Raw genomic sequence first — 24,422 nt, forward strand, 5'->3', positions numbered from 1 at the left:
AGCAGGCAGATGTTCCGCCTGATGCGCCTTCCGTCAGCGGCTCGCCCGTCGGCTGACGCCCCACCGCCGCCCAACCTCCTTGCGGTCGATGCAGACGAGCTCGCCCTTGGCGCGCATCACGGTCTTAGCGCGCATCACATGGAGATGCGTGACGCGCGACGGGCGCCTGTCATCTCCAAGCATCCGGGGGCGCTGCCGCGTGCCTGACCGCACATCGATGCACCGCGACTCGTCCACATGGCGATGGTAAGAGTCCCATGTCGCCGCCGCCGTTCAGAATTCCATGCTCTGTAAGGCTGAAGGACATGGTTACCTCCGTGTCATTTGTGCGGAGCAAGGCCAGCCACCTGCACGATGCGAGAGGAAGGTGACCATGGCCCGGGGCCAATCATCGATACCGTCTGCCGTGCCAGAGCGGACGTCCCCGGTTGGGCTTCAATCCTACATCAGTGGGACAATGCTCTTGAGCGGCGATGGGCCGGCCTGGACTGACGTCTTCCTACAGGTGTTCGCTCACAATCAGGTTCAGGCGCCTTTTCTGGTTCCCGCCGTCGCGGAACCGATGATCGTCTGGGTCATGTCCGGGAGCGCCATAGTCGAAGAACGAGAGCTTGGCGGCGACTGGATGGCAAGCCGCGTGGCGTTGGGCGACTTCTTTCTCACCCGCTCGTCGACACCTTATGAAATGCGCTGGCAAGCCGAGCGAGGTCAGCCCTTCCGCGTCATGCACCTCTATGTCTCCCTGCCGCTGTTTGCGCGCGTTGCCAAAGCAATGCACGGCAAGGACAGCGCAAACGTGACACTGAAAGAGGTCTCCGGCAGCCATGACGCGACGCTCTCGCAGATCCTGAGCCTTCTCCACGGAGAACTGACAACCGATGCCGGAGCAAGCCCGCTTTATGTCGAAGGGCTGGCACAGAGCCTCGCCGTCCATCTCGTGCGTCACTACGCCATCGTCGATGGCGACACGCGCGGGCAAAGTGTGCTGCCCGGTGCAAAGCTCCGCCGCGCCATCGCCTCCATGGAGGACCGGCTGGACGAGCCGCTCGACCTCGGCCGCCTGGCGCGCGACGTCGGTCTCAGCGCATTCCATTTCAGCCGATTGTTTAAGAGAGCGACAGGCCTTCCCCCTTCGCGCTATTTCATTCGGCGGCGGGTGACCAAGGCGCAGCAACTTCTGCAGGAAACGGACGCCAGTATCATCGAAATCAGCTTGGCCGTGGGTTACTCGAGCCCCAGTCATTTCGCACAGATTTTCCGCCGCGAAACGGGTCTTTCGCCAAGCGACTATCGCGGAGCCCGCTCGGGCATCTGACCAGACCGCACGAATACAGCAAAATCCCGACAGCCCTGGCAAAGGCCCAAGAGAGAGAAGAGCCTTGGCCCTCTAGGCTTCTTCTTGTCGAAAGCGAGCCCTTCTCCAGCTTTGGAGCGGTCTCGCAAGCAACAAGGAGACAGGTCATGACGGACATCAATGGCAAGGTCGCGCTGGTGACCGGCGCGTCGAGCGGCATTGGCGCGGCAACGGCGCTTGCGCTTGCCGAAGCCGGCGTGAAGGTCGGCCTCGCGGCGAGGCGCACCGATCGGCTGGAAGAGCTGAAGGCCGATATCGCGAAGAAGGGAGGCGAGGCCCTGGTCATCGCGATGGATGTCGTCGATCCGGCTTCCGTCGAAGCCGGCGTCAAGAAGCTGGTCGATGCTTATGGCGCGATCGACATCCTCTTCAACAATGCCGGCCTGATGCCACTTTCCGACATCGACCAACTCAAGACATCCGAGTGGCTTCGCATGGTCGACGTCAATGTAAAAGGTCTTCTGAACACGACAGCAGCCGTTCTGCCGCAGATGATCCAGCAGCATTCCGGCCACATCTTCAACACGTCCTCGATCGCCGGCCGCAAGGTCTTCAAGGGCCTATCGGTCTATTGTGCGACGAAACATGCGGTGACCGCCTTTTCCGACGGCCTTCGCATGGAGATCGGCGAGAAGCACAACATTCGCGTCACCTGCATCCAGCCCGGCGCAGTGGCCACCGAGCTTTACGAGCAGATCACCGATGCGGGATACCGTCAGCAGATGGATGACCTCGCAAAGCAGATGACCTTCCTGCAAGGCGCCGACATTGCCGGAACCATCCTGTTCGCGGCTCAGGCGCCGGCCCATGTCAATGTGGCCGAACTCTTCGTCCTTCCGGTCGATCAGAGCTGGTAATGCCATCATCTGCCATCCGCCTTCCCGCTCCAAACGGGACGGCGGATGAGCGGGAAGTTGCCCCATGAAGGAAGGACCTGAACGGCCTCGGGTTCGCCGGAGGCCGCTTGGTTTGAACCAGCTCACCCGTGAGAGTCGACGTTCTCCAAGAGCATGCCGAATCGACCAGGGGGCAGCTCAGCCGCACATATCCGCCGAAAGCCGGCGATAGCGCTGGGGCAGATGCCGGAGCACGCATTTGCCCGGGAGGAAACTTCTCACAAACACCAGCTACATAAGGCAGATAGAGTGGCGGAGACGGAGGGATTCGAACCCTCGAGACCCTTTTGGGGGTCTGCTCATTTAGCAAACGAGTGCCTTCAGCCTCTCGGCCACGTCTCCGGCCCCCCTCCTATGCCGAACCCGGGTCGCATTTGCAAGGCGCCTCGGCGCCTTCCTGACCGAAATACGACTTCTCTTCCACGATCTGTGAGCCGGACAAAAGGTTGATCCGCCGCTTCAGCTCCGAGCGCTGATCGTTCAGGCGATAGACTGAGCGCGCCGCCGCCACGAAATGCGAATCGAAGCGGCCGTCGCGCTCCATCGCACGCAATTCGTCCTCCACCGCCCACAATTGCCGGTTCACCTGCAGCAGCGCCGCGGCGAGATCCGTGAAGGCGCCCTCGAGGCCATGCTGGCGCTGCAAGGCGGTCAGCTCTGCCAGCTCGTGCAGCACATGGGCCTGCTGGGCGGCCTGCGCCATGTGCGCGGCCTTCAGCTGCAGAATCGAGATCTTGTCGAACAGCTCCCCCACCGAGATGGGCGCCAGGATGAGCGGATCAGACATGGACCTCAGCCCTCCTTGGCGGTCACCAGCGGGCGCGTCGCCGCCACCACGCGAGTGAAGACCTCGCTCCAGTCCCCGGCCCGCTGCTGAGGAAACAACCGCAGGTGCGGATAGAACACAGTGTGCGCGTCGCCCAGCCCCCACCGCCATTCCGGCACCGCGCGCAACAGAACGAAGGTGAGCCGCCCCCGGGCGCCGGCCAGATGGCTCATGGATGTGTCGCAGGTGATCACCAGATCGAGATGCTGCAGCACCCCCGCCGTGTCGACGAAACTGCCATCGGCGTCGCGGCCCTCGGGCAGACGCAGCACCCGGTCGGCGAACGGCACCTGCGCCAGTTGCTCCAGGCCGGGGCCCCATTGCAGGCACACCAGTTCCACCCCCTCCATCTGCGCCAGCGGGGCAAAGGCGGCGAGCGGCACCGAGCGCCCCACATCCACCAGGGGCGAGGGATTGCCCTGCCAGCAGATGCCGATGCGGAACCGGACCGGCTCCGGCACCGGCTCAGGCGCCTCGGCGGGGCCATCCCCCTCCGTCTCGGCGGGCGGCGGCGCGGGATCACATCCCAGGGTGCGCCAGTGCGCCACCCGTTCCGGATCGGCGGTGAGATAGGGCGGCTTGGGCCAGGTGGCGGGGTCGGGCGCGATCAGGCCGGGCAGGCTCCCCATCGGCACCCAGCGCAGGCCGGGAGCGGCGAGGTCCAGTCCGTCAAGATCGCTGACCACCGACACGCGCGCATCAATGCGGCGCAGCAGCGCCACGTGGCGGGGCGCCACCAGCCAGCGGACCCGCAGGCCGCGATCGGCCAGCAGCCGCAGCAGCCGCCCGAACATGAGGTGATCCCCGAGCCCCTGCTCGCCGAGCACGATCAGCTCATCCACCGGCTCCACCCCATCCCAGCGGGCAAAGCCCAGGGGACGGAAGGACGGCGGCACCAGGGCCACGCGGCTCTCATAATCGGCCCAGCCGGCGCTCCAGCGCCCGTGGGCCAGATGCTCCGCCGCCGCGAGATAGCGCACCTGCGGATCGGAGGGATCGGCTGCCACGGCGGCGGCGAGGGCGGCGTTCGCCTGCGGTCGCCGGCCGAAATCCGCCTCGAGCATGGCCAGGGTGACCTGCGCCGGCGCAAAGCCCGGGTCGAGGGCGATGGCAGCACGGGCATCGGCCAGGGCGCCATCGCCCTCGCCGAGATCGCGGCGCGCCTCTGCCCGCTCTGCCAGCAGCGGCACACAATGGGGATCGAGGGCGATGGCGGCGTTGCAGATGGAGAGCGCCTCCCGTGGCGCCCCCTCCACCCGGGCGAGGCGCGACAGATCCGCCCGCCAGGCCAGTTCTCCCGGCGCCAGCGCCACCGCGGCCTCGAACGCGCTGCGGGCGGCGGCGCACTGCCCCAGGCCCAGTAGGCCACGGCCGCGGAACAGATGCGCTTCCGCGGCGACGGACGGCGAGCGCAGGGCCTCGTCGGCCTGCGCCACCGCATCGGTGAAGCGACCAGCCCGCAGCAGCACCTCCGCCAGACCGAGGCGGTGCTCGGGATGCCACGGCTGCATGGCGGTCAAGGCTTCGTAATCGGCGAGCGCGCGCGCCTGCGCGCCCACGTGGAGCAAGGCCGCGGCGCGGTAGGCAAGGGCTTCGGTGGCGCGGGGATCGAGCGCCAGCACCCGGTCGAACCGGGCGATAGCCTCCCCCTGGCGCCCCAGCAGGCTCAGCAGCTTGCCCGCCAGGTAATGGGCCTCGCCGAGGTCGGGGGCGCGCTGCGCTGCCGCCTCATAGGCGGCCAGCGCCTCCTCCAGCGCCCGATTGGCCTGCAGCGCGGCCCCCAGCAGCACGAAGGCATCGGCCTCACCGGGATAGCTCTCGCGGGCGCGCCGCGCCGCCGCCAGAGCTTCCTTGCTCCGCCCCGCCTGCAGAAGGGCGAAGACCAGCAGGCGCTGCACCTCGAAGGCGGGCTGGCTGCGATTGAGACGGCGATAGATCTCGATGGCGTCATCGAGCTTGCCCTGACGATGCAGTTCAGTCGCCCGACTGAACGCGGCGCGTGCATCGTGGGACATGGGCGGGCGGCTCCTGGCCTGGCGTCAATGCCGGTCGACGCCTGTCTTAGAGCACCTCAGGGTTGGAGGGAACGCCCTGGCCCCCGCAAAATGCGCAAGAGTGCTGTGGTGCCGCCGGTTCACCGCCACAACCAACCCCGGGCGCGCCTCAGCTGCGCGCCCGCTGCCCGAACAGCACCGATTGCGCGTCCTTGTCCTTGGCGAGATCGAGCTGCGCGCGCTGCTCCACATTGACGGACAGGCCGCGCTGCACCGCCGGCCGCGCCATCACCCGCTCCAGCCACCCCTTGAGATAGGGGAATTCCTCGATGTTCTGGCCCTGCTTCTCCCAGGACTTGGTCCAGCCGACGCAGGCGATGTCGGCGATGGAATAGGCCCCGGCCAGATAGTCCCGATCCTTGAGGCGTGTGTTCATCACGCCATAAAGGCGGTGCACCTCGTTGGTGTAGCGCTCGATGGCATAGGGAATCTTCTCCGGCGCATAGATGCGGAAATGATGCGCCTGGCCGGCCATGGGCCCGAGCCCGCCCATCTGCCAGAACAGCCACTGCTCCACCTCGACCCGCGCCCGCTCCTCGGTGGGATAGAACATGCCGGTCTTGCGGCCGAGGTACTGCAGAATGGCGCCCGATTCGAACACCGAGATGGGCGCGCCATCCGGCCCCTCCGGATCGACGATCGCCGGCATCTTGTTGTTCGGGGAAATGGCGAGGAATTCCGGCTTGAACTGGTCACCCTTGCCGATGTTCACCAGTCGCACATCGTAGGGAAGCCCGCACTCCTCCAGCATGATGGAGATCTTCCATCCGTTCGGCGTGGGCCAATAATAGAATTCGATGGGCTTGACCTGGGCCTGTGCCATGAATCGCTCCCCGAAACGCTGTGGTTCTGGCCGATTATGGCGGCCGCGTGGCTAGACGTAGCCACCCCGGCGCCGCTCGGCAAGAGCGGCCCGGTTGGGGCCGCCAGCGGCTGCACCCTGCCCCAAGGCGCGCTCACAGGGTGATTTTGAAGCCGAAGTGCGAGCGCGAGAAGCCCAGCTTCTCATAGAAACGATGCGCATCGACGCGCCGCATGTTCGAGGTGAGCGCCAGCGTGGCCGCGCCCGCCGCCGATGCTTCGGCCATGGCGCACTGCACCATGCGCGCGCCGAGCCCGCCGCTCCGCCGATCGGGCGCGATCTGCACCGCCTCCAGAATGGCGCGCAGAGCGCCGCGACTCGGCAGCGCGCGGGCGAGCACCAGCTGGAAGGTGCCCACCACCTGCCCATCGAGCTCCGCCACATAAAGACGGGTGGCGGGATTGGCGCAGATGGCACGGAACGCCGCCAGATAGTCTCCCGCCACGTCCGGCGCGGTGGTGTCCCCATGGCCGCCCAGATCGTCGGCGGCGAACATCGCCACCAATGCCGGCAGGTCACGCTCACCCGCCAGGCGCACGCTCAGCCGATCGGCATCGCGCGTCAGCGACACAGCGGATCGTCCGGCGACAGGGGCGTGAACTGCCAGTCGCTCCAGCGGTGCGGCGACATCAGGGGCGACCACCATTTGACCGCCATGGAGACGGTGTTGTGGTCCTCGGGCGGCAACAGCAGCTTCGGCAGGCCGTTGACGATGCCGGTAATGCGCGCGCAGCCGGTGGCGGGCCGCGGCGGCGGGCGGTATTGCGGCTCCTTCACGATCACCACACGGGCGCCGGGAATCGCCGCGCGGAGCCGGCCGGCGGAGGTGCGGTCATCGGCCACCAGGGTCGGCGACGGCCCCAGGGTGCGGCTGACCGCGGCCTGGATCTTGTAGAGCGGCTCGGCCGCCACGCAGCGCCCGCACAGGCGGGGATCGGGCCACAGGGGAATGGCCACGCGCACCGCGATCACGCCCACGCTGATGGCGAGCAGAATGCCGAGATAGGCCGGCACCCGCCCCCGCCAGCCGCCGATGCGCTCCAGCTCGGCGAACACGTAGACCGGCAGCATCAACAGGAAGACGTGGAAATAGCGATCACGCAGATTGGACGAGCTGGCCGCCAGGATGCCGATCAAGGTCACCACGAGACCGATGACGATGAGGTTGCGCAGTACCCGGCGGGCGGCGTCCCGCGCGGCATCGGCATCGACCCGCGCGCCCTCGCCGCGATTGAACGGCAGGAACACCAGGCCCGCCACCGCAATGAACGGCAGCGCATAGCCCACCAGCGCCACCACATAGCTCTGCACCACGTCATCCCAGCCGGCGGGAATACGGCCGATGGTCTGGGCGGTGGCCGCCACCACGTCCTGGTCGAGCATGCGCAACGCCAGCGCATAAACCGCCAGCGGCGCGGCGGCCACCAGCAGCGTCAGCACGATGCGCCGATCGAACAGAGCGCGGCGATAGCTGGGTTCCAGCAGGCAGGCGACGATGAGCACGCCGAGAAACGCCACGAATCCGAACTTGCCGAGGATACCCACCGCCACCCATGCCCCGAGCCCCGCATAGAGCCGCGCGCTGGGCTGCCGGACGATGGCGATCAGCGTCAGCATGGCGCCGGCGATGGCCACGATCATGACGTTGGAATGGGTGAGGATGCGGTGGCTGTGATAGCCCACCACCCACAAAGCGGAGAGGGAATACACGGCCAGCGCCTGCAGGCGTGGATCGACGATGACGCGACGTGCCACCCGGTAGACCAGCATGGCGCACGCGAACAGCAGCACATAGCGCAGGATCGCGAATGATAGCGGACCGGTGCCCACGAGCTGCTGCAGGCCGTACAGCAGCCAGTCGAAGAACGGCGGATTGCGTGGAACGTAGCTCAGCTGCAGCGACTGGACGAGATAGCTCTCGACCGCGTCGTCCACATTGATGGCCGCCTCGAAGAAGATAGCGACCAGCGCATGCAGCAGCATCCAGAGGCCGACGATCACCATGACCCCGCGCGGGCGGGCCCAGAACGGCAGGGGGGCCGTCTCACACGCGCCACCAACGTGGGGCGACGAGCTGACGGGACGTGCTTGAAGCTCATTCACGGGGACAGCGCACTCCGCGGACGTCGAAGACCGCTTCTATAGCCACCATTCATGCACGACGCTACCGCGCAACCGGCGGTGTCGCAGCGGCACGCGCTCCGCTCGCGCGCTACTGATGTGAGCGCTCCAGCCGGGCCTGCAGGAATCAGAGGGTCGCGAGAATCGCGAAGCCGGCATCAGCGGCGGGCACCGCGTCGCTCACCTCCTGCAGCGCCAGGTGATCCACCCGTGCGCCATGCGGGCCACGGCGGCAGACCTCCACCATCTGCGCCACCTGCCGCGCCTCGCCGGCGAGCAGCGCCTCCCCGGTGCCGCTGGCCCGGTTCCGCACCCAGCCGCTGAGCCCGCGGCGGCGCGCCTCGTCGGCGCACCAGGCGCGGTAGCCCACGCCCTGCACCCGCCCCCGGACGGTGACCCGCACGATGGTTCTGTCACCCTCCCCTTCCCGCGCCGCCGGCGGGTTCACGGAGTGGCCTTGGCAGGCGCGCAGGCGGCATCCGCCGGCAGCGCCTCGAACGCCGCCATGCTGCCCACCAAAGCGAAGCGCCCGTAATCGATGCGCAGGTCACCCACCACGCCATTGTCGAACAGGGAGAAGCTCATCACATAGGCCGGGCCGTCGGAGACCGCCCCCGGCTCGTAATAGCTCACCGCCACCGGATAGGAGACGTGCCCAGCCAACGCCGCCTGCGCGGCCGGCACCAGGCGGCCGTCGCCGCTGCGCGCCGCGCCGATCACCGCAAGGGTCTCGTAGACCTTGGCCGGATCGGTGGCGCCGTCATAGACCTTGGCGGCCACGGTGCGCTCCCCGGCGGCGGCCGCCGCCAGCACCCGCCGCACATGCTCCGTAGGCATGAGAATATGCCCGTCGAGGGTAACCTCGCGGTCCTGCGGCTTGGTGACGGTGACGCTCAGCCGATCCGGGGTCGGCCGCCCCACGCGGGCTTCCACCTCCTGGGTCTCGTCATCCCCCTCGGTGGTGCTGACGAAGCGATAGGCGTCGCCATCCCCCGCCTCCCATGCCTTCGACATCACCGACTGGCGGCTGGTGCCGCCCTCGCCGCCCGAGCTCTCGCTGGTCTGGCGGGTGATGGTGGTGTAGCCGGCACAGGCGTTTCCGGTGATCTCGTAATCAATGCGCCCGCGCATGTCTTCCAGCTGCCCGGTGGGCTTGGACCCGTCGAGGGTGAGGGCATAGGCCGCCCGGTGCGCCAGCAGCGCCATGGCCGCCGCCGGGCCGGTGGCGCCAAGGCTCACACCGAGCATGGCGAGGGCACAGGAAACCGCGATCCCGCGCATATGCCGCCTCATGTTCGCTCTCCCGTCTGCGCCCCGCGGGGCGGCGAAATCAAAACCAGCGCGTGCTTGCACCATGTGCGCCTATGGGCGAAGAGGAGGGCCCAATTGCGCACACCGTGTGGCAGGAGTCTCCCCCATGACATCGTCCGTTGAAAAGAAGCTCGCCGAACTCGGCATCACCCTGCCCACCCCCACGCCGCCGCTCGCCAATTATGTGCCGGTGGTGCAGACCGGCAACCTGCTGTTCATCTCCGGCCAGCTCTCCATCGACACCGCCGGCAAGCTGTTCGCCGGCAAGCTCGGCGGCGACGTCGACATCGCCACCGGCCAGGCCGCGGCCAAGGCCAGCGCCATCAATCTGCTGGCGCAGACCAAGGCCACCATCGGCGACCTCGACAAGGTGGTGCGCATCGTCAAGCTGGTGGCGTTCGTGAACTCCACGCCGGATTTCGTGGACCAGCCCAAGGTGGTCAACGGCTGCTCCGACTTCCTGGTGGAAGTGTTCGGCGACAAGGGCCGGCATGCCCGCTCGGCGGTGGGCATCGCTGCTCTGCCGATGAACGCGGCGGTGGAAGTCGAAGCCGTCATCGAAGTGGCCTGAGCCCGCGCGATGAGCGGCCTTGGCTGGCTCACCCGGCGACCGGTCGCTCATCGGGGCCTGCACGATTCGGCCGCCGGCATCATCGAGAACACCGCCTCGGCGGTGGACGCGGCGGTGGCGGCGGACTTCGCCATCGAGGTGGATCTGCAATTGTCCGCCGATGGCATCCCCATGGTGTTCCATGACGACACCCTGGATCGCCTCACCACCGCGGTGGGGCCGGTGGCGGAGCGGACCGCCACGGCGCTCGCCGCCGTTCCCTTCAAGGCCACCGCCGACCGCATGATGCCCCTGGAGGCGCTGCTGGCCCGCGTGGACGGCCGGGTGCCCCTCGTCATCGAGCTGAAGAGCGGGGCGGTGCCCGCCTTCGATCTCGCCGCCACGGTGGCGGCCCGCATCGCCGCTTATCGGGGGCAGGCCGCGCTCATGTCGTTCGATCCGCGCCTGCTGCCGGTCATCCGGCGCACCGCGCCCCGGGTGCCGCGGGGCATCGTCGCCGAGCAGGACTTCGCCGCCGATGAATGGCCCGGCCTCAGCTGGTGGCAGCGGGCGATGCTCGGCCACCTGCTGCACTGGCCAGCCTCCCATTTCCAGTTCGTGGCCTATCGGGTGGCCGATCTCGACGCCTATGCCCCGCGCGTCGCCCGCACCTTTGGCCTGCCGGTGCTCACCTGGACCGTGCGCACCCCCGCCGATCGCGCCCGCGCCGCACGCTATGCGGACCAGATGATCTTCGAGGGCTTCCGCCCCTGACCGGGTGCGACGGTCCGTCGCGCTGGTGGCGGTTCGTTGCGGCGCACACCTTTGCAGGATGCCCGACGCACGCATCCGCATCCTCTCCGCTTTGTCCGAGATCCCCGCGGCCCAGTGGGACGCCTGCGCGGCGGGCGGCGCGGCGCGGCCGGAACCGTTCGTGAGCCACGCCTTCCTCTCCGCCCTGGAGGAGACCGGATGCGCCAGCGCGCGCACCGGCTGGCACCCCCAGCATCTGGTTCTGGACGGCGCCGACGGCACGCCGGCGGCCGTCGCTCCGACCTATCTGAAAAGCCATTCCCGCGGCGAATACGTGTTCGACCAGGGCTGGGCGGATGCCTTCCAACGGGCCGGCGGCGCCTATTATCCCAAGGTCCAGGTGGCGGTGCCCTTCACGCCGGTGACCGGGCAGCGCCTGCTGGTGCGCGACACTACCGATGCCCACGCCCGCCCGGCGCTGGCGGCGGGCTTGAAGGAGCTGGTGCGGCTGCGCAGCGCCTCCTCGGCGCACGTCACCTTTCCGGTGGCGGAGGAATGGCAGCAGCTCACCGCTCTCGGCTTCCTGCCCCGCACCGATCGCCAGTTCCATTGGACCAATGCCGGCTACGGCAGCTACGACGACTTTCTCTCCGTGCTGGCCTCGCGCAAGCGCAAGGCGCTCAAGAAGGAGCGGCGCGAGGCGCTGGGCGACGGGCTCAGCATCGAATGGCTCACCGGCCCCGACCTGACCGAAGAGGCGTGGGACGCGTTCTTCGCCTTCTATACGGACACCGGCGACCGCAAATGGGGCTCGCCCTATCTCAACCGAGCCTTCTTCTCGGTGCTCGGCGCGCGGCTCGCCGACCAGATCCTGCTGATCATGGTGCGGCGCAACGGACGCTATGTGGCGGGCGCGCTCAATTTCATCGGCGCGCAGACACTCTATGGCCGCTACTGGGGCTGCATCGAGCAGCACCCCTTCCTGCATTTCGAGGTCTGCTACCACCAGGCCATCGACTTCGCCATCGCCCGCGGCCTGAAGGTGGTGGAGGCCGGCGCCCAGGGCGAGCACAAGCTGGCGCGCGGCTATCTGCCCGTCACCACCTATTCCGCCCATTACATCGTCCACCCGGGCCTGCGCGAGGCGGTGGCCCAGTATCTGGACCGTGAGCGCGCCTATGTAGAGGAGGACGCCGCCATTCTCACCGATCTCGGCCCGTTCCGACGCGGCAGCACGCAGGATGAACAGGATTGAGCAGGCGCACGCGCCGCGTCATGGCAGCGGCGCCACAGCCTGATGCCGAATGCGTTTTCCCCACGCGCCCACGTTGCGGGACCTCAAGGCCCATCGCTATAGTCCCGGCTCCCGCAACGAGGGGGTGGACATGACGTATTGTTGTGGAGTGCTGGTGCGCGACGGTCTGGTGCTGATTGCCGACACACGCACCAATGCAGGGCTCGACAACATCTCCACCTTCCGCAAGCTGCAGATCTTCGAGGAGCCGGGCCGCCACGTCATCGGCATCGCCTCCGCCGGCAACCTGTCGGTGACCCAGTCCGTCCTCAGCCTGCTCAACGAGGGGGTGGAGGACGAGGAGACCGGCGAGCGGCACCAACTGCGGGAAACGCGCAGCATGTTCCAGGCTGCCCAGCTGGTGGGCCGCGCCATCCGCCAAGTGCACCACATGAACGGCGTGGTGATGGAGCAGTCGAGCGCCATCAATTTCGAGGTGTCCTTCCTGCTGGGCGGGCAGATCGTCGGCGGCCCCATGCGCCTGTTCATGATCTATTCAGCGGGCAACTTCATCGAGTGCACCCAGGACACGCCCTTCCTGCAGATTGGCGAGCACAAATACGGCAAGCCGGTGCTGGATCGCGCCGTGAGCTACGAGATGGAGATCTCGGACGCCCTGAAAAGCAGCCTGATCTCCATGGACTCCACCATGCGCTCCAATCTCGGCGTCGGCCTGCCCATCGACGTGCTGGTGGTGTGCCCGGACAAGCTCCAGGCCGAGCTGAAATACCGGATCGAGCCCGGCGAGCCCTATTTCCATGATCTGCGCGAACGCTGGTCGGCCGCCCTGCGGGCCGCCCACAGCTCCATTCCGCGCCCGCCCTACATCAAGTGCGCGCAGGGCTACGCCACCCCGAAATCCGCCGAGCCGGAAGAGGCGTGAAGCGCCGCGCCTCCCCCGCCAGCAAAAAGGGCGCCCGCGGGCGCCCTTTTCTCGTTATGGCTCCACCGTATGGCCTCAGGCCTTGGGCTCCAGCTTGGCGGAGATGATCTTATCGGGATCCTTCACCGGCTCGCCACGCTTGATGGCGTCCACATTCTCCATGCCCGAGGTCACCTCACCCCAAACGGTGTACTGGCCGTCGAGGAAGCGGGCATCAGCGAAGCAGATGAAGAACTGGCTGTCGCCGGAATCCGGATTCTGCGCACGGGCCATGGAGACCGTGCCGCGCTTGTGCGGCAGGGCGTTGAACTCGGCCTTCAGCTTCTTGCCGGAGCCGCCCATGCCGGTGCCAGTGGGATCGCCGGTCTGCGCCATGAAGCCGTCGATCACGCGGTGGAACGGCACGCCGTTGTAGAAGCCGTCCGACACCAGCTCCTTGATGCGGGCCACATGACCCGGCGCCGCATCGGGGCGGAAGGCGATGGTCACCGGCCCCTTGGTGGTCTCGAGGACCAGAACCTCTTCACTCATGGCAAATTCCTTTCGATGCCTCCAGGTCCGCGTCGGGCGCGCACCCTGGCGCGCCCGTTCCGGGCGCCCATCCGAAGGCCGGCAGCGATAACCGCTCCGCCGGCGAGGTCAAGACCCGGGGTTCTTCGACATGAAGGCCCCGGCGGTCGTTCCTGGTGCGTGCCGTCGGCAACGCACCACAGGCGTCAAGCGATGTCACCTGAAGCGACGTCACTTGAAGCGACGTCACTTGAAGCGACGTCACGTGAAGCGATGTCACTTGGCGTCAGCGGCCACCTGCATCTTCACAATGCGATCGGGATTGGACACGCTGCCGTTGTTGGCGGCAGAGCCCTTCTTGATCTTGTCGATATATTCCATGCCCGACACCACTTCGCCAACCACGGTATACTGACCATTCAGGCTCGGGGTCTCGTCGAGCATGATGAAGAACTGCGAATTGGCGCTGTTGGGATTGGACGCGCGGGCCATGCCGACCACGCCGCGCTTGAACGGCACGTTGGAAAACTCCGCCGGCAGGTTCGGATACTTGGAACCGCCGGTGCCGTTGCCATACTGGCCATCACCGGTCTGCGCCATGAAGCCATCGATCACACGGTGGAACGGCACATTGTTGTAATAGCCCTCACGGCTCAGGGTCTTCAGGCGCTCGGCATGCTTGGGCGCGAGATCCGGACGCAGGGCGATCACCACCCGGCCATAGGGGGTGTCGAGATAAAGCGTGTTCTGCGGATCGGGCTTCGACTGCGCCGCCGCCGGCAGGGCGAAGGCGAGCGCGATGAGGAGGCCGGCTGCGATTCGGCCAAAGACGCGCATCATGAAGATCTCCTCGGAAAGGCCCCCTTGGGGCACGAAAGGCACGGCGCGCCTGCGACGCCGCCGCACGACGGAACTCAGCGAGAGAACTCAGCGAGAGAACTTGGTCTTGAGCCGTGCCAGCACCGCCGCCGGCACGAAGGCGGAGACATCTCCGCCCATGGCAGCGATCTGCCGGACGAGCGTGGCGGTGATGGGGCGGACCGAGGGCGAGGCCGGCAGGAACACCGTCTGCAGTGCCGGCGCCATGGCCGCGTTCATGCCGGCCATCTGCATCTCATAATCCAGGTCGGTGCCATCGCGCAGGCCACGAATGAGCAGGCTTGCCCCCACCTCGGCGGCGGTGTTGACGATCAGCCCGTCGAAGGTCACAGCCTCGATGGTGGCGCGTTCCGCCGCGGCCACCGGCCCGCACACCTCCAGCAGCATGGCGAGGCGTTCTTCGGCCGCGAACAGGGGGGCCTTGCCGGGATGGATACCCACCGCCAGAACAAGCCGGTCCACCAGCCGGCAGGCCGCCCGCACCACGTCCAGGTGACCATTGGTGAGGGGATCGAATGAACCGCCGTAGATGGCCGTCCGCGTTTCCATCAGTGCCTCCCCGCCTCGCGCGGTGTTGCCCGCCGCATGGATGCCGCCCCACACACCGCCCGGATCTGCGCGGCGGTCGCGACGCGATGTACTGGAGCCGCTTTGCTGGATGCTCTAGCCGCCCCTGCCCGCAGGCGCAACCGGCCCCACCCGGAGGCACGCCGCGGCCTAGCGCCGGCCGGCCGCCAGCAGCACGGCGGCCCCACCCACCAGAATGCCGGCGGATACCCGATCGGCGATCCGCGTGAAGCGCCCGGCCAGGGCCGCCCGGGCGCGATCCGCCGCCAGCGCCCACAGCACATCGCCAATCAGCGCGATGGCCGCGAAGATCACCGCCAGCAGCGCGATCTGCGGCACCGGATGAGCGGCATTGGTGACGAATTGCGGCAGGAACGCCGCGTGGAACAGCAGGGTCTTCGGATTGGCAAACGCCACCGCGAGCCCCCGCCCCAACGCCGCATGGGCGGATGGCGCGGAACTCGCCGGCGGTGCCCCGGCGCTGCGCCACTGGCGCACCGCGAGCCACACCAGATAGGCGGCGCCGCAATAGCGCACCAGATCGAAATGGTGGGAGAAGGCCTCCACCAGATAGGCAAGGCCCGCCGCCACCACGGCCAGCTGAGCAATGAGCCCCACATTGACCCCGGTGGCGGTGAGAATGCCCGCCCGGCGGCCATGTTTCAGGCTGGTGCCGACGATGAGAGCCACGTTCGGACCCGGCGTCATCGCCAGGGCGATGCAGGCGAGCACGAACAGCGCGAGGCTCTCCAGGGAGATCATGCCTCCGGCGCCCCCGCCTCATCGTCGCCATCGGCACTCCCCTCGACGGCGCCGTCGTCACCGGCGGTGTCCTCGCTGATGTGCTCCACCGACATGACACGTTCGCCTTCGGCGGTATCAAAGACGATGACGCCCTGGCTGGCCCGGCCGACGATGCGGATCCCGTCCACCGGGCAGCGGATGAGCTGCCCGCCATCGGTCACCAGCATGATCTGGTCCTGGTCCTCCACCGGGAAGGAGGCCACCAGCCGGCCGTTGCGCTCGTTCACCGCCATGGCGACGATGCCCTTGCCGCCGCGGCCGGTCACCCGATACTCGTAGGACGAGGTGCGCTTGCCGTAGCCATTCTCGGAGACGGTGAGGATGAACTGCTCCAGCGCCCCCATCTCCGCATAGCGCTCCTGGCCCAGCTGGCCATTGCCGCTGGCGCCCTCCTCGGCGTCCACCTCACCGGCATCGGTGGCTTCACCCCCGAGCGCGCGCCGCATCTTGATGTAGGCGAGACGCTCCTCGGCGGGGGCATCCACATGGCGGATGATGGCCATGGAGATGATATGGTCCCCCTCCTCCAGGCGGATGCCACGCACGCCGACACTGTCGCGGCCCTTGAACACCCGCACCTCGGTGACCGGAAAGCGAATGCACGCCCCCGCCGCCGTGGTGAGCAGCACGTCGTCGTCTTCCGTGCACAGGCCCACGTCGGCGATCGCCTCGCCTTCGGCGAGCTTCATGGCGATCTTGCCGTTGCGGTTCACCTGCTGGAAATCCGTGAGCGCGTTGCGCCGCACCGTGCCGCCGGTGGTGGCGAACATGATTTGCAGGCGCCCGTTCTCCCCCTCGTCCTCCGGCAGCAGCACCACCGACGTGATCCGCTCATCGGAGTCCAGCGGCAGGATATTGACCAGTGCCTTGCCACGCCCCTGCGGGGCCGCGGCGGGCAGGCGCCACACCTTCAGCTTGTAGACCTGCCCCTTGGAGGAGAAGAACAGCACCGGCGCATGGGTGGAGGCCACGAACAGGCGGGTGACGAAATCTTCGTCGCGCGTCTGCATGCCGGAGCGGCCCTTGCCGCCGCGCCGCTGCGCCCGATAGGTGGAGAGCGGCACGCGCTTGATGTAGCCGGCGTGGGAAACGGTAACCACCATCTCCTCGCGCTGGATCAGATCCTCGTCATCGAGATCGCCGAAATTCTCGATGATCTCGGTGCGGCGCGGGTTGTCGAACTCCGCCTTGATGGCGAGCAGCTCGTCGCGAATGATGCCGCGCATACGCGGCCGGCTGGCGAGGATGTCCAGATAGTCGGCGATCTCGGCCGCCAGCTTGTCCAACTCGTCGGCGATCTCGTCGCGGCCCAGCGCCGTGAGCCGTTGCAGGCGCAGATCGAGGATGGCGCGGGCCTGCTCCAATGATAGCCGATAGGTGCCGTCCGCATTGAGCTTGTGGCGGGGATCGGCGATCAGCGCGATCAGGGGTGCCATGTCCTTGGCCGGCCAGTCGCGACCCATGAGCGAGTCACGGGCGCTCGACGGGTCCGGCGCGGTACGGATGAGGCGGATGACCTCGTCGATATTGGCGACCGCGATGGCGAGGCCCACCAACACATGGGCGCGATCGCGCGCCTTGCGCAGCAAGAACTTGGTGCGGCGGCTGACCACTTCCTCGCGGAAGGCCACGAACGCCGTCAGAATGTCGTGCAGCGCCAGCACGCCCGGCTTGCCGCCCGACAGCGCCACCATGTTCACGCCGAACGACGTCTGCAGCAGGGTCTGGCGGTAGAGGTTGTTGAGCACCACGTCCGCCTGGGCGTCGCGCTTGACCTCGATCACCACCCGCAGGCCGTCGCGATCGCTCTCGTCGCGGATCTCGGAGATGCCTTCGATGCGCTTATCGCGCACCAGTTCGGCGATCTTCTCGATCATGGTCGCCTTGTTCACCTGATAGGGAATCTCGGTGACGATGAGCGCTTCGCGATCCTTGCGCAGACTCTCGATGGCCACCTTGGCACGCATCAGGATTGAGCCACGCCCGGTGAGATAGGCCTGGCGGATGCCGCTGCGACCCAGAATGAGCGCACCGGTGGGGAAATCGGGGCCCGGCAGGATATCCAGCAGCGCCTCCGGCGTCAGCGCCGGATCGTCGATCAGGGCGATCGTCGCGTCGATCACCTCGCCCAGATTATGGGGCGGAATGTTGGTGGCCATGCCGACCGCGATGCCGCCGGCGCCATTGACCAACAGATTCGGGAACTTCGCCGGCAGAACGCTCGGCTCGTGCTCGCTGCTGTCGTAGTTTTCCTGAAAGTCGACGGTCTCCTTGTCGAGATCGTCGAGCAGCGCATTGGTGACTTTTTCGAGCCGCACCTCGGTGTAGCGCATGGCGGCCGGAGCATCGCCGTCCACCGAACCGAAATTGCCCTGGCCATCCACCAGCGGCACCCGCATGGCGAAGTCCTGGGCCATGCGCACCAGCGCATCATAGACCGACTGATCACCGTGGGGATGGTATTTACCGATGACATCGCCCACCACGCGCGCCGACTTGCGGTAGGACTTATTCCACTCGTAGCCGTTCTCCGACATGGAAAACAGGATGCGGCGATGCACCGGCTTCAGGCCGTCGCGCACGTCCGGCAACGCGCGAGCGACAATGACGCTCATCGCATAGTCAAGATAGGAGCGCGACAGCTCCTCGGTGATGGAAACTGGCGTGATGTCCGAGGGCGGCTCGCCTCCGGACTTCGGCGTCTCGGGCTCGGCCAAAAGTCAACACCTTCATGGCGATTGGAGTTGTTGACTTGTAGCCGATTCACCCTCCGGACGCCAGCGAAACCCCAGCGCAAGGATTATTTTTTAACGTTGTATTTCAATATGTTATGAGGATCAGCCCGACCCTCGCGCAGACATCTTGTCCGTTTTGCGTCACAGGCCCTCGTCCGCGCATCCAATCGCGACCCGCGCAAGGCGCTCACGGCACCCCTCAGACCACCACAAGCACCTGCCGCGCCAGTCGCTGCACCCGCGACCTCAACACTCGGAGCCCCGGCGTACCACCCTCGAAGGCACCCGCAGCCACCGTCGTTGCCCGCCAGCAGACGCACCCGCCGACCCGCGACACCCCCGCCCGGCGGACACGAATGTCCGCCGTCACTCAAACGGCCAGCGCGACGCGCCGGAGCCGTTCTCAGAAGGGGATTTCGTCGTCGAGATCATTGGAAGGACGCCCACCGCCGGACGAGCCCGCCGCGCCACCGCCGGACGGACCCGAACGCCGGCCACCACCCCCGCCGTAGCCGCCGCCACCGAACCCGCCACTGCCCCCACCCATGGGGCTCTGCGCGCCGAAATCGGAGCCGCCACTGTAGTCCTCGGAGCTCTCGCCGCCGGAGCGGCCATCGAGCAGGGTAAGCTCACCGCGGAACGGCCGCAGCACCACCTCGGTGGTGTAGACGTCCCGCCCATCCTTCTCATATTTGCGGGTCTCGAGCTGCCCCTCGATATAGACCTTGGAGCCCTTCTTCAGGAACCGCTCGGCCACATTGACCAGGTTCTCGCTGTAGATGGTCACCGCATGCCATTCGGTGCGATCCTTGCGCTCGCCGGTGGCCTTGTCGCGCCAGCTCTCGGAGGTGGCGATGCGCAGGTTGCAGACACGCCCACCGCTTTGGAACGTGCGCACTTCCGGATCACGGCCGAGATTGCCGATCAGGATCACCTTGTTGACGCTGCCGGCCATCGCCCGCCTCCTTCTCCATGCGCCCACCGGAGCGGCGCCCATTCGCCGCGCACCCTAGCCGGCCCGACGCCACATGCGAGCGCCCCGCCGCGTTGTCCACTGCAAAGAGGCACTCCACAGCTGCCGGACACCACCAAGCCCCGCCAGATGTTCTACATCCGTTCTATCTCCTCCCCATGACCGCGACAAGCGTGTTTTTCCCGGCGCGCCCGAATTTTTGACTCGCACGGCACCAAAGTTCTTATTATGTTCTCTACCGCATCGCACGCACGTCGCTACATTTGGAGCATGACCATGAGCGACCACGCAGTTTGGCCGTTTGCTGCCATCGTCACGCCGGGCGATGGGGTGAGCGGCGGCAGGAATGCCGGTGGTTCTGTTCGTCTTTTCGCTGTTCTCGTCACCGCTGCAGGCGCGTGCCCGGCACGTGCGGCGGCCTTCCCCCTGCCCTGATCATCTCGCGCTGGCTCCTGGCCGCGCGTGGCTGGAATTCATGTCGGATCGCGCCTCCTCCTCGCGGACCTTGCCCGCGCTCGCAACGCCCACCCCCGATGCACCGCGGCGGGACGCCCGGACCCTCTCCATTCGCGGCGCCCGCGAACACAATCTGAAGAATGTGGATCTCGAGGTGCCACGGGACGCGCTGGTGGTGTTCACCGGCCTGTCGGGCTCCGGCAAAAGCTCGCTCGCCTTCGACACCATCTATGCGGAAGGCCAGCGCCGCTACGTGGAGAGCCTCTCGGCCTATGCACGCCAGTTCCTGGAGATGATGCAGAAGCCGGACGTGGACCAGATCGACGGCCTCTCGCCGGCCATCTCCATCGAGCAGAAGACCACCTCCAAGAACCCGCGCTCCACCGTGGGCACGGTGACCGAGATCTACGATTACATGCGCCTGTTGTGGGCGCGCACGGGCGTGCCCTACTCACCGGCCACGGGCCTGCCCATCGAGAGCCAGACCGTCTCGCAGATGGTGGACCGCACCCTCGCGCTGCCCGAGGGCGCGCGGCTGTTCATCCTCGCCCCAGTGGTGCGCGGGCGGAAGGGCGAGTATCGCAAGGAACTCGCCGAGTGGATGAAGAAGGGCTTCCAGCGGGTAAAGGTCGACGGCACCTTCTACGAGATCGCCGACGCCCCCGCCCTCGACAAGAAATTCAAGCACGACATCGACGTGGTGGTGGACCGCATCGTCGTGCGGCCCGATCTCGCCCAGCGCCTGGCCGACAGCTTCGAGACCGCCTTGGGCCTGGCCGACGGCATCGCCATTGCTGAGTTCGCCGACGAGAAGGACGAGACCGGCGCGCCGCGCCGCATCCTGTTCTCGGAGAAATTCGCCTGCCCGGTCTCCGGCTTCACCATTCCCGAGATCGAGCCGCGGCTGTTCTCCTTCAACAATCCCGTGGGCGCCTGCCCGGCGTGTGACGGCCTGGGCGTCGAGCAGACCATCGACCCCGACCTGGTGGTGCCGGACAAGATGCGCTCCTTGAAGCAGGGCGCCATCGCCCCCTGGGCCAAGTCCACCTCGCCCTATTATGGTCAGACCCTCGATGCGCTGGCCAAGCACTATCACTTCGCTCTCTCGGTGCCGTGGTGCGACCTGCCTGAAAAGGCGCAGCAGGTGCTGCTCTATGGTTCGGAGGGTGAAAAGATCACCTTCGCCTACAATGACGGCATGCGCGCCTACGAGACCGAGAAGTCCTTTGAAGGGGTGGTGCGTAACCTCGACCGACGGTGGAAGGAGACCGACAGCGACTGGGCGCGGGAAGAGATCTCCAAATATTTCTCCACCGTGCCGTGCCAGGCCTGCGGCGGCTACCGCCTGAAGCCGGAGGCGCTGGCGGTGAAGGTGGCCGGCCGGCACATCGGCGAAGCCGCCGCATTGTCGGTGAAGGCGGCGGCGCAGTGGTTCGAGGCGCTGCCCGCCGAACTCACCGCCAAGCAGAATGAGATTGCCGGCCGTATCCTCAAGGAAATCCGCGAGCGCCTGCGGTTCCTGCTGGACGTGGGACTGGAATACCTCACCCTCGCCCGCTCCTCCGGCACCCTGTCCGGCGGCGAGAGCCAGCGCATCCGCCTCGCCTCGCAGATCGGCTCCGGCCTCACCGGCGTGCTCTACGTGCTGGACGAGCCTTCCATCGGCCTGCACCAGCGCGACAACACCCGCCTGCTGGAGACGCTGAAGCACCTGCGCGATCTCGGCAACACGGTGATCGTGGTGGAGCATGACGAGGATGCCATCCTCGCCGCCGATTACGTGGTGGACGTGGGCCCCGGCGCCGGCATCCACGGCGGGCGCATCGTCGCCCAGGGCACGCCGGCGGAAATTCTCGCCAACCCCGCTTCCCTCACTGGCAAATATCTCACCGGCGCGCTCTCGGTGGGCGTGCCGGCCCGGCGTGCACCCAACCCCAAGCGCATGCTGAAGCTGGTGGGCGCGCGCGGCAACAATCTGAAGAATGTCACCGCTGAGATCCCCCTCGGCCTGTTCACCGCCATCACCGGCGTGTCGGGCGGCGGCAAGTCGACCCTGCTGCTGGATACGCTCTACAAGGCGGTGGCGCGGCGCCTCAACGGCGCCACCGAGGCGCCCGCCCCCTATGACCGGCTGGAGGGGCTGGAGCACCTCGACAAGGTGATCGACATCGATCAGTCGCCCATCGGCCGCACCCCGCGGTCGAACCCGGCCACCTACACCGGTGCCTTCACCCCCATTCGCGAGTGGTTCGCCGGCCTGCCGGAGGCCAAGGCCCGCGGCTATGGCGCCGGGCGCTTCTCCTTCAACGTGAAGGGGGGACGCTGCGAGGCGTGCCAGGGCGACGGCGTCATCAAGATCGAGATGCACTTCCTGCCGGACGTGTATGTCACCTGCGACGTCTGCAAGGGCAAGCGCTACAATCGCGAGACCCTGGAAGTCACCTTCAAGAACAAGTCCATCGCCGATGTGCTCGACATGACGGTGGAGGAAGGGGCCCAGTTCTTCAAGGCCGTGCCCTCGGTGCGGGAGAAGCTGGAGACGCTGAAGCGGGTCGGCCTCGATTATATCAAGGTGGGCCAGCAGGCCACGACCCTCTCCGGCGGTGAGGCGCAGCGGGTGAAGCTCTCCAAGGAGCTCTCCAAGCGCGCCACCGGCCGCACCCTCTACATTCTCGACGAGCCCACCACCGGCCTGCACTTCCATGATGTGAAGAAGCTGCTGGAAGTGCTGCACGAATTGGTGGAGCAGGGCAATTCGGTGGTGGTCATCGAGCACAATCTCGATGTCATCAAGACCGCCGACTGGGTGATCGACCTCGGCCCCGAAGGGGGCGATGGCGGGGGAGAGATCGTCGCCACCGGCACCCCGGAAGAGGTGGCGCGGAACCCGCGCTCCCATACCGGTCATTATCTGGCGGAGGTGCTGGCGCGCCGCCCCAATCCCGCCCCGGCGCGGAACGCCCCGGCCAGCGGACAAGGCACCAAGGCGCGCGCCGCATCCAAGCCCACATCTACCCTTGCCTCGCCCCTTGCCTCGCCCCTTGCCTCCTCCCCTGCCCCCGGCGGCGGCGCCAACGCGGGCCGGGCCCCTGATGGACCCAAGGACGCGGAAGCGGAGACACCGCCGCAGAAGAACCGCACCGCCAGGCGCCGCATCCGCGGCACCTAAGCAGTCCCGGCAACAGCAACTCGAGATTACCTCGCCTGAACACGCATCACGTGACGGGACGTCGTGCATTGCCCGGCGCCTCAACCGGTGAGAGCGCCGTCAGAGCCCGCACCGGCCCGGCGATCGTCCCGCCAGCGCGGCACCGCTGGCGTCAGTGGGCGTGGCGCCCGACATAGCAGATGAAGGACAGGCGCCAGGCGCCGTCTCTTCCGCGACGGTCAGCGAAGGACAGCCCCATCCCCGGGGAGCGCTGAGCCTGGCCGGTCCGCGTCTGCGCCCTGCGTCGATCCCGCTGTTGTGGCGCCGGCGCGCGGCTCGCGAGCTGCGGCGATGCTCCGCTTGTGCCGGTACTGCGAACATTATGCAGTGGACAGCTCCAGACCTCACCGGCACTCAAGACCAACGGAGTGTGACACAGCGCACGCCATCCCGCGAGCGGGTGACAGCGGGCGCGGGACCATCCCGATACCGTAGCGGTTCGAGATTGAAGAGCTTCTGTTTTTTTTAGAGGCCCGGCCCTTCGCCACTCGGCCCGCGTCCCGGCGTTTGCCCGTCTCCTTCGCGCGCCCGACGGCAGACGTGGGGGGGCGGCATCCAGACCAACCCATGGGTCGTAGGGCGAGAGCCGGGCTCCATTCACGGCCAGTCGATCGCACCGAAGCGGCCACCCTCGCAGCGGATGGCCGCGCAGCAAGCCGACACCTGCAATATCCACTGCGACATCCAGGGCAAAACCCGCTGCAAAACCCGCTCAGACAGGTTCGCCGCCCCCTGCGCCCGCGAACCTCTCAGCCATGCAGGGCGCAGGGTACAGCGTGCCTCATATCCGGCCATCTTCCCGAAGCTGTATGACTAAATTTTAGGCCTGCATCGCCACAAACATTTGCAAATGAAAGATTCATAAAGAGGGTCAGTTTGCTCATTCTGTATGCGGATTACGCATTGCTGCGATGCGATACCCCCCATTGGCGGCGCAGCGGGAAAGCATATGTTGCAGCTCACGAACAGGGAGGCGCCGCAAGGTCAGCCTCTCGGACATCCGAAGGAGAAGACAGATGTTCCTTTTGGGCCTTCTGGGTCGCCAGCTTCGTCGCTGGCAGGTTTATAATCGCACCGTTTCCGAGCTCTCCGAGCTGGACGACCGCAGCCTCGCCGACATCAATGTGCGTCGCAGCGAGATCCGCAGCGTGGCGCGTGAGGCCTCTCTCCACGTGGCGTGAGCCACAACAAGATCCATGGCGTGAGCCAGCTGAGAGATATGCGGATAAAGGGCGCCGCGTCCCTTGCGGAAAGCCCCTTGCGAAAAATGGCCCCGATGGGGCCATTTTTATTTTCGGCCGTGGAGCGCCGGCCCTGCGGCATCCCTGCAGCAGGGCCTCTTGCGGCGGCATCGCACTTGAAGCGGCCTTCCCGCCTGTGGCACAC

General features: G+C 67.0%; 21 protein-coding genes and 1 tRNA gene. 8 read left to right on the plus strand and 14 right to left on the minus strand.

Annotated features, from left to right (window positions below; all coding sequences use genetic code 11):
- Nucleotides 1-373: 373 nt before the first annotated feature.
- On the plus strand, nt 374-1,315 hold the full coding sequence (locus tag MEU52_RS00450) for a helix-turn-helix domain-containing protein (protein ID WP_238121925.1): 942 nt from the start codon (nt 374-376) through the stop codon (nt 1,313-1,315).
- A 146-nt stretch (nt 1,316-1,461) separates the two neighbouring features.
- The gene (locus tag MEU52_RS00455; protein WP_238121924.1) at nt 1,462-2,211 is read left to right on the plus strand and encodes an SDR family oxidoreductase; all 750 of its coding nucleotides are present in this window, start codon (nt 1,462-1,464) and stop codon (nt 2,209-2,211) included.
- Between the two features lie 289 nt (nt 2,212-2,500).
- On the opposite strand, the gene MEU52_RS00460 is transcribed toward MEU52_RS00455, so the two are convergent.
- From MEU52_RS00460 to MEU52_RS00495, 8 genes are all read right to left on the minus strand, one after another.
- Nucleotides 2,501-2,592, minus strand: a tRNA-Ser gene (locus MEU52_RS00460).
- Nucleotides 2,593-2,602: 10 nt separating this feature from the next.
- Nucleotides 2,603-3,037 carry a DUF6165 family protein gene (locus tag MEU52_RS00465; protein ID WP_238121923.1) on the minus strand — a complete coding sequence of 145 codons (435 nt, stop codon included), beginning with the start codon at nt 3,035-3,037 and terminating at the stop codon, nt 2,603-2,605.
- Between the two features lie 5 nt (nt 3,038-3,042).
- On the minus strand, nt 3,043-5,091 hold the full coding sequence (locus MEU52_RS00470) for a tetratricopeptide repeat protein (RefSeq protein WP_238121922.1): 2,049 nt from the start codon (nt 5,089-5,091) through the stop codon (nt 3,043-3,045).
- Between the two features lie 148 nt (nt 5,092-5,239).
- Entirely contained in the window at nt 5,240-5,953 is a 714-nt protein-coding gene (locus MEU52_RS00475; protein ID WP_238121921.1) for a glutathione S-transferase N-terminal domain-containing protein, read from the minus strand.
- 133 nt (nt 5,954-6,086) lie between these two features.
- The gene (locus MEU52_RS00480) at nt 6,087-6,557 is read right to left on the minus strand and encodes a GNAT family N-acetyltransferase (protein ID WP_443266040.1); all 471 of its coding nucleotides are present in this window, start codon (nt 6,555-6,557) and stop codon (nt 6,087-6,089) included.
- A complete protein-coding gene (locus tag MEU52_RS00485; protein WP_238121920.1) occupies nt 6,554-7,996 on the minus strand; it encodes an ArnT family glycosyltransferase in 1,443 nt (480 codons plus the stop codon). Before MEU52_RS00485 ends, MEU52_RS00480 begins: the two co-directional genes overlap by 4 nt.
- A gap of 244 nt (nt 7,997-8,240) precedes the next feature.
- On the minus strand, nt 8,241-8,516 hold the full coding sequence (locus tag MEU52_RS00490) for an acylphosphatase (protein ID WP_238121919.1): 276 nt from the start codon (nt 8,514-8,516) through the stop codon (nt 8,241-8,243).
- A gap of 41 nt (nt 8,517-8,557) precedes the next feature.
- Nucleotides 8,558-9,394 carry a cell envelope integrity EipB family protein gene (locus MEU52_RS00495; protein WP_238121918.1) on the minus strand — a complete coding sequence of 279 codons (837 nt, stop codon included), beginning with the start codon at nt 9,392-9,394 and terminating at the stop codon, nt 8,558-8,560.
- Nucleotides 9,395-9,530: 136 nt separating this feature from the next.
- On the opposite strand from MEU52_RS00495, the gene MEU52_RS00500 reads away from it, so the two are divergent.
- The 4 genes from MEU52_RS00500 (at nt 9,531) to MEU52_RS00515 (ending at nt 12,904) form a co-directional block, all read left to right on the plus strand.
- Complete coding sequence (locus tag MEU52_RS00500; protein WP_238121917.1) at nt 9,531-9,995, plus strand: RidA family protein; 465 nt, start codon at nt 9,531-9,533, stop codon at nt 9,993-9,995.
- Nucleotides 9,996-10,004: 9 nt separating this feature from the next.
- On the plus strand, nt 10,005-10,748 hold the full coding sequence (locus MEU52_RS00505; protein ID WP_238121916.1) for a glycerophosphodiester phosphodiesterase family protein: 744 nt from the start codon (nt 10,005-10,007) through the stop codon (nt 10,746-10,748).
- A gap of 58 nt (nt 10,749-10,806) precedes the next feature.
- Nucleotides 10,807-11,982, plus strand: a complete 1,176-nt coding sequence (locus MEU52_RS00510; RefSeq protein ID WP_238121915.1) for a GNAT family N-acetyltransferase — start codon at nt 10,807-10,809, stop codon at nt 11,980-11,982.
- A 130-nt stretch (nt 11,983-12,112) separates the two neighbouring features.
- Entirely contained in the window at nt 12,113-12,904 is a 792-nt protein-coding gene (locus MEU52_RS00515) for a proteasome-type protease (RefSeq protein WP_238122036.1), read from the plus strand.
- A 75-nt stretch (nt 12,905-12,979) separates the two neighbouring features.
- Here the strand turns inward: MEU52_RS00515 and MEU52_RS00520 are convergent, their stop codons facing one another.
- From MEU52_RS00520 to ssb, 6 genes are all read right to left on the minus strand, one after another.
- Nucleotides 12,980-13,435: a peptidylprolyl isomerase gene (locus MEU52_RS00520; RefSeq protein ID WP_238121914.1), complete on the minus strand. Its 456-nt coding sequence runs from the start codon at nt 13,433-13,435 to the stop codon at nt 12,980-12,982.
- A 255-nt stretch (nt 13,436-13,690) separates the two neighbouring features.
- On the minus strand, nt 13,691-14,254 hold the full coding sequence (locus MEU52_RS00525; protein WP_238121913.1) for a peptidylprolyl isomerase: 564 nt from the start codon (nt 14,252-14,254) through the stop codon (nt 13,691-13,693).
- A gap of 87 nt (nt 14,255-14,341) precedes the next feature.
- Nucleotides 14,342-14,842, minus strand: a complete 501-nt coding sequence (gene coaD / locus MEU52_RS00530; RefSeq protein ID WP_238121912.1) for a pantetheine-phosphate adenylyltransferase — start codon at nt 14,840-14,842, stop codon at nt 14,342-14,344.
- A 168-nt stretch (nt 14,843-15,010) separates the two neighbouring features.
- On the minus strand, nt 15,011-15,622 hold the full coding sequence (locus tag MEU52_RS00535) for a LysE family translocator (RefSeq protein WP_238121911.1): 612 nt from the start codon (nt 15,620-15,622) through the stop codon (nt 15,011-15,013).
- Nucleotides 15,619-18,381 (minus strand): DNA gyrase subunit A, encoded by a 2,763-nt coding sequence (gene gyrA, locus MEU52_RS00540; RefSeq protein WP_238121910.1) that lies wholly within the window; start codon nt 18,379-18,381, stop codon nt 15,619-15,621. Before gyrA ends, MEU52_RS00535 begins: the two co-directional genes overlap by 4 nt.
- A gap of 421 nt (nt 18,382-18,802) precedes the next feature.
- Nucleotides 18,803-19,354 carry a single-stranded DNA-binding protein gene (gene ssb / locus MEU52_RS00545; RefSeq protein ID WP_238121909.1) on the minus strand — a complete coding sequence of 184 codons (552 nt, stop codon included), beginning with the start codon at nt 19,352-19,354 and terminating at the stop codon, nt 18,803-18,805.
- Nucleotides 19,355-19,847: 493 nt separating this feature from the next.
- On the opposite strand from ssb, the gene uvrA reads away from it, so the two are divergent.
- Nucleotides 19,848-22,997 carry an excinuclease ABC subunit UvrA gene (uvrA, locus tag MEU52_RS00550; RefSeq protein WP_238121908.1) on the plus strand — a complete coding sequence of 1,050 codons (3,150 nt, stop codon included), beginning with the start codon at nt 19,848-19,850 and terminating at the stop codon, nt 22,995-22,997.
- A 1,055-nt stretch (nt 22,998-24,052) separates the two neighbouring features.
- A complete protein-coding gene (locus tag MEU52_RS00555; RefSeq protein WP_238121907.1) occupies nt 24,053-24,217 on the plus strand; it encodes a DUF1127 domain-containing protein in 165 nt (54 codons plus the stop codon).
- Nucleotides 24,218-24,422 lie beyond the last annotated feature (205 nt).

The organism is Xanthobacter sp. NM-25 (assembly GCF_022138605.1).
Lineage (GTDB): Bacteria > Pseudomonadota > Alphaproteobacteria > Rhizobiales > Xanthobacteraceae > Xanthobacter.

Bases quoted from the DNA above. Each gene is read 5' to 3' on its own strand.
- MEU52_RS00485 (WP_238121920.1), bottom strand. From the start codon at position 7,996: ATGGTGATCGTCGGCCTCTGGATGCTGCTGCATGCGCTGGTCGCTATC.
- MEU52_RS00500 (WP_238121917.1), top strand. From the start codon at position 9,531: ATGACATCGTCCGTTGAAAAGAAGCTCGCCGAACTCGGCATCACCCTG.
- MEU52_RS00450 (WP_238121925.1), top strand. From the start codon at position 374: ATGGCCCGGGGCCAATCATCGATACCGTCTGCCGTGCCAGAGCGGACG.
- MEU52_RS00555 (WP_238121907.1), top strand. From the start codon at position 24,053: ATGTTCCTTTTGGGCCTTCTGGGTCGCCAGCTTCGTCGCTGGCAGGTT.
- MEU52_RS00470 (WP_238121922.1), bottom strand. From the start codon at position 5,091: ATGTCCCACGATGCACGCGCCGCGTTCAGTCGGGCGACTGAACTGCAT.
- MEU52_RS00510 (WP_238121915.1), top strand. From the start codon at position 10,807: ATGCCCGACGCACGCATCCGCATCCTCTCCGCTTTGTCCGAGATCCCC.
- MEU52_RS00515 (WP_238122036.1), top strand. From the start codon at position 12,113: ATGACGTATTGTTGTGGAGTGCTGGTGCGCGACGGTCTGGTGCTGATT.
- MEU52_RS00495 (WP_238121918.1), bottom strand. From the start codon at position 9,394: ATGCGCGGGATCGCGGTTTCCTGTGCCCTCGCCATGCTCGGTGTGAGC.
- ssb (WP_238121909.1), bottom strand. From the start codon at position 19,354: ATGGCCGGCAGCGTCAACAAGGTGATCCTGATCGGCAATCTCGGCCGT.
- MEU52_RS00520 (WP_238121914.1), bottom strand. From the start codon at position 13,435: ATGAGTGAAGAGGTTCTGGTCCTCGAGACCACCAAGGGGCCGGTGACC.
- MEU52_RS00505 (WP_238121916.1), top strand. From the start codon at position 10,005: ATGAGCGGCCTTGGCTGGCTCACCCGGCGACCGGTCGCTCATCGGGGC.
- coaD (WP_238121912.1), bottom strand. From the start codon at position 14,842: ATGGAAACGCGGACGGCCATCTACGGCGGTTCATTCGATCCCCTCACC.
- MEU52_RS00525 (WP_238121913.1), bottom strand. From the start codon at position 14,254: ATGATGCGCGTCTTTGGCCGAATCGCAGCCGGCCTCCTCATCGCGCTC.
- MEU52_RS00535 (WP_238121911.1), bottom strand. From the start codon at position 15,622: ATGATCTCCCTGGAGAGCCTCGCGCTGTTCGTGCTCGCCTGCATCGCC.
- MEU52_RS00455 (WP_238121924.1), top strand. From the start codon at position 1,462: ATGACGGACATCAATGGCAAGGTCGCGCTGGTGACCGGCGCGTCGAGC.
- uvrA (WP_238121908.1), top strand. From the start codon at position 19,848: ATGTCGGATCGCGCCTCCTCCTCGCGGACCTTGCCCGCGCTCGCAACG.
- MEU52_RS00465 (WP_238121923.1), bottom strand. From the start codon at position 3,037: ATGTCTGATCCGCTCATCCTGGCGCCCATCTCGGTGGGGGAGCTGTTC.
- MEU52_RS00475 (WP_238121921.1), bottom strand. From the start codon at position 5,953: ATGGCACAGGCCCAGGTCAAGCCCATCGAATTCTATTATTGGCCCACG.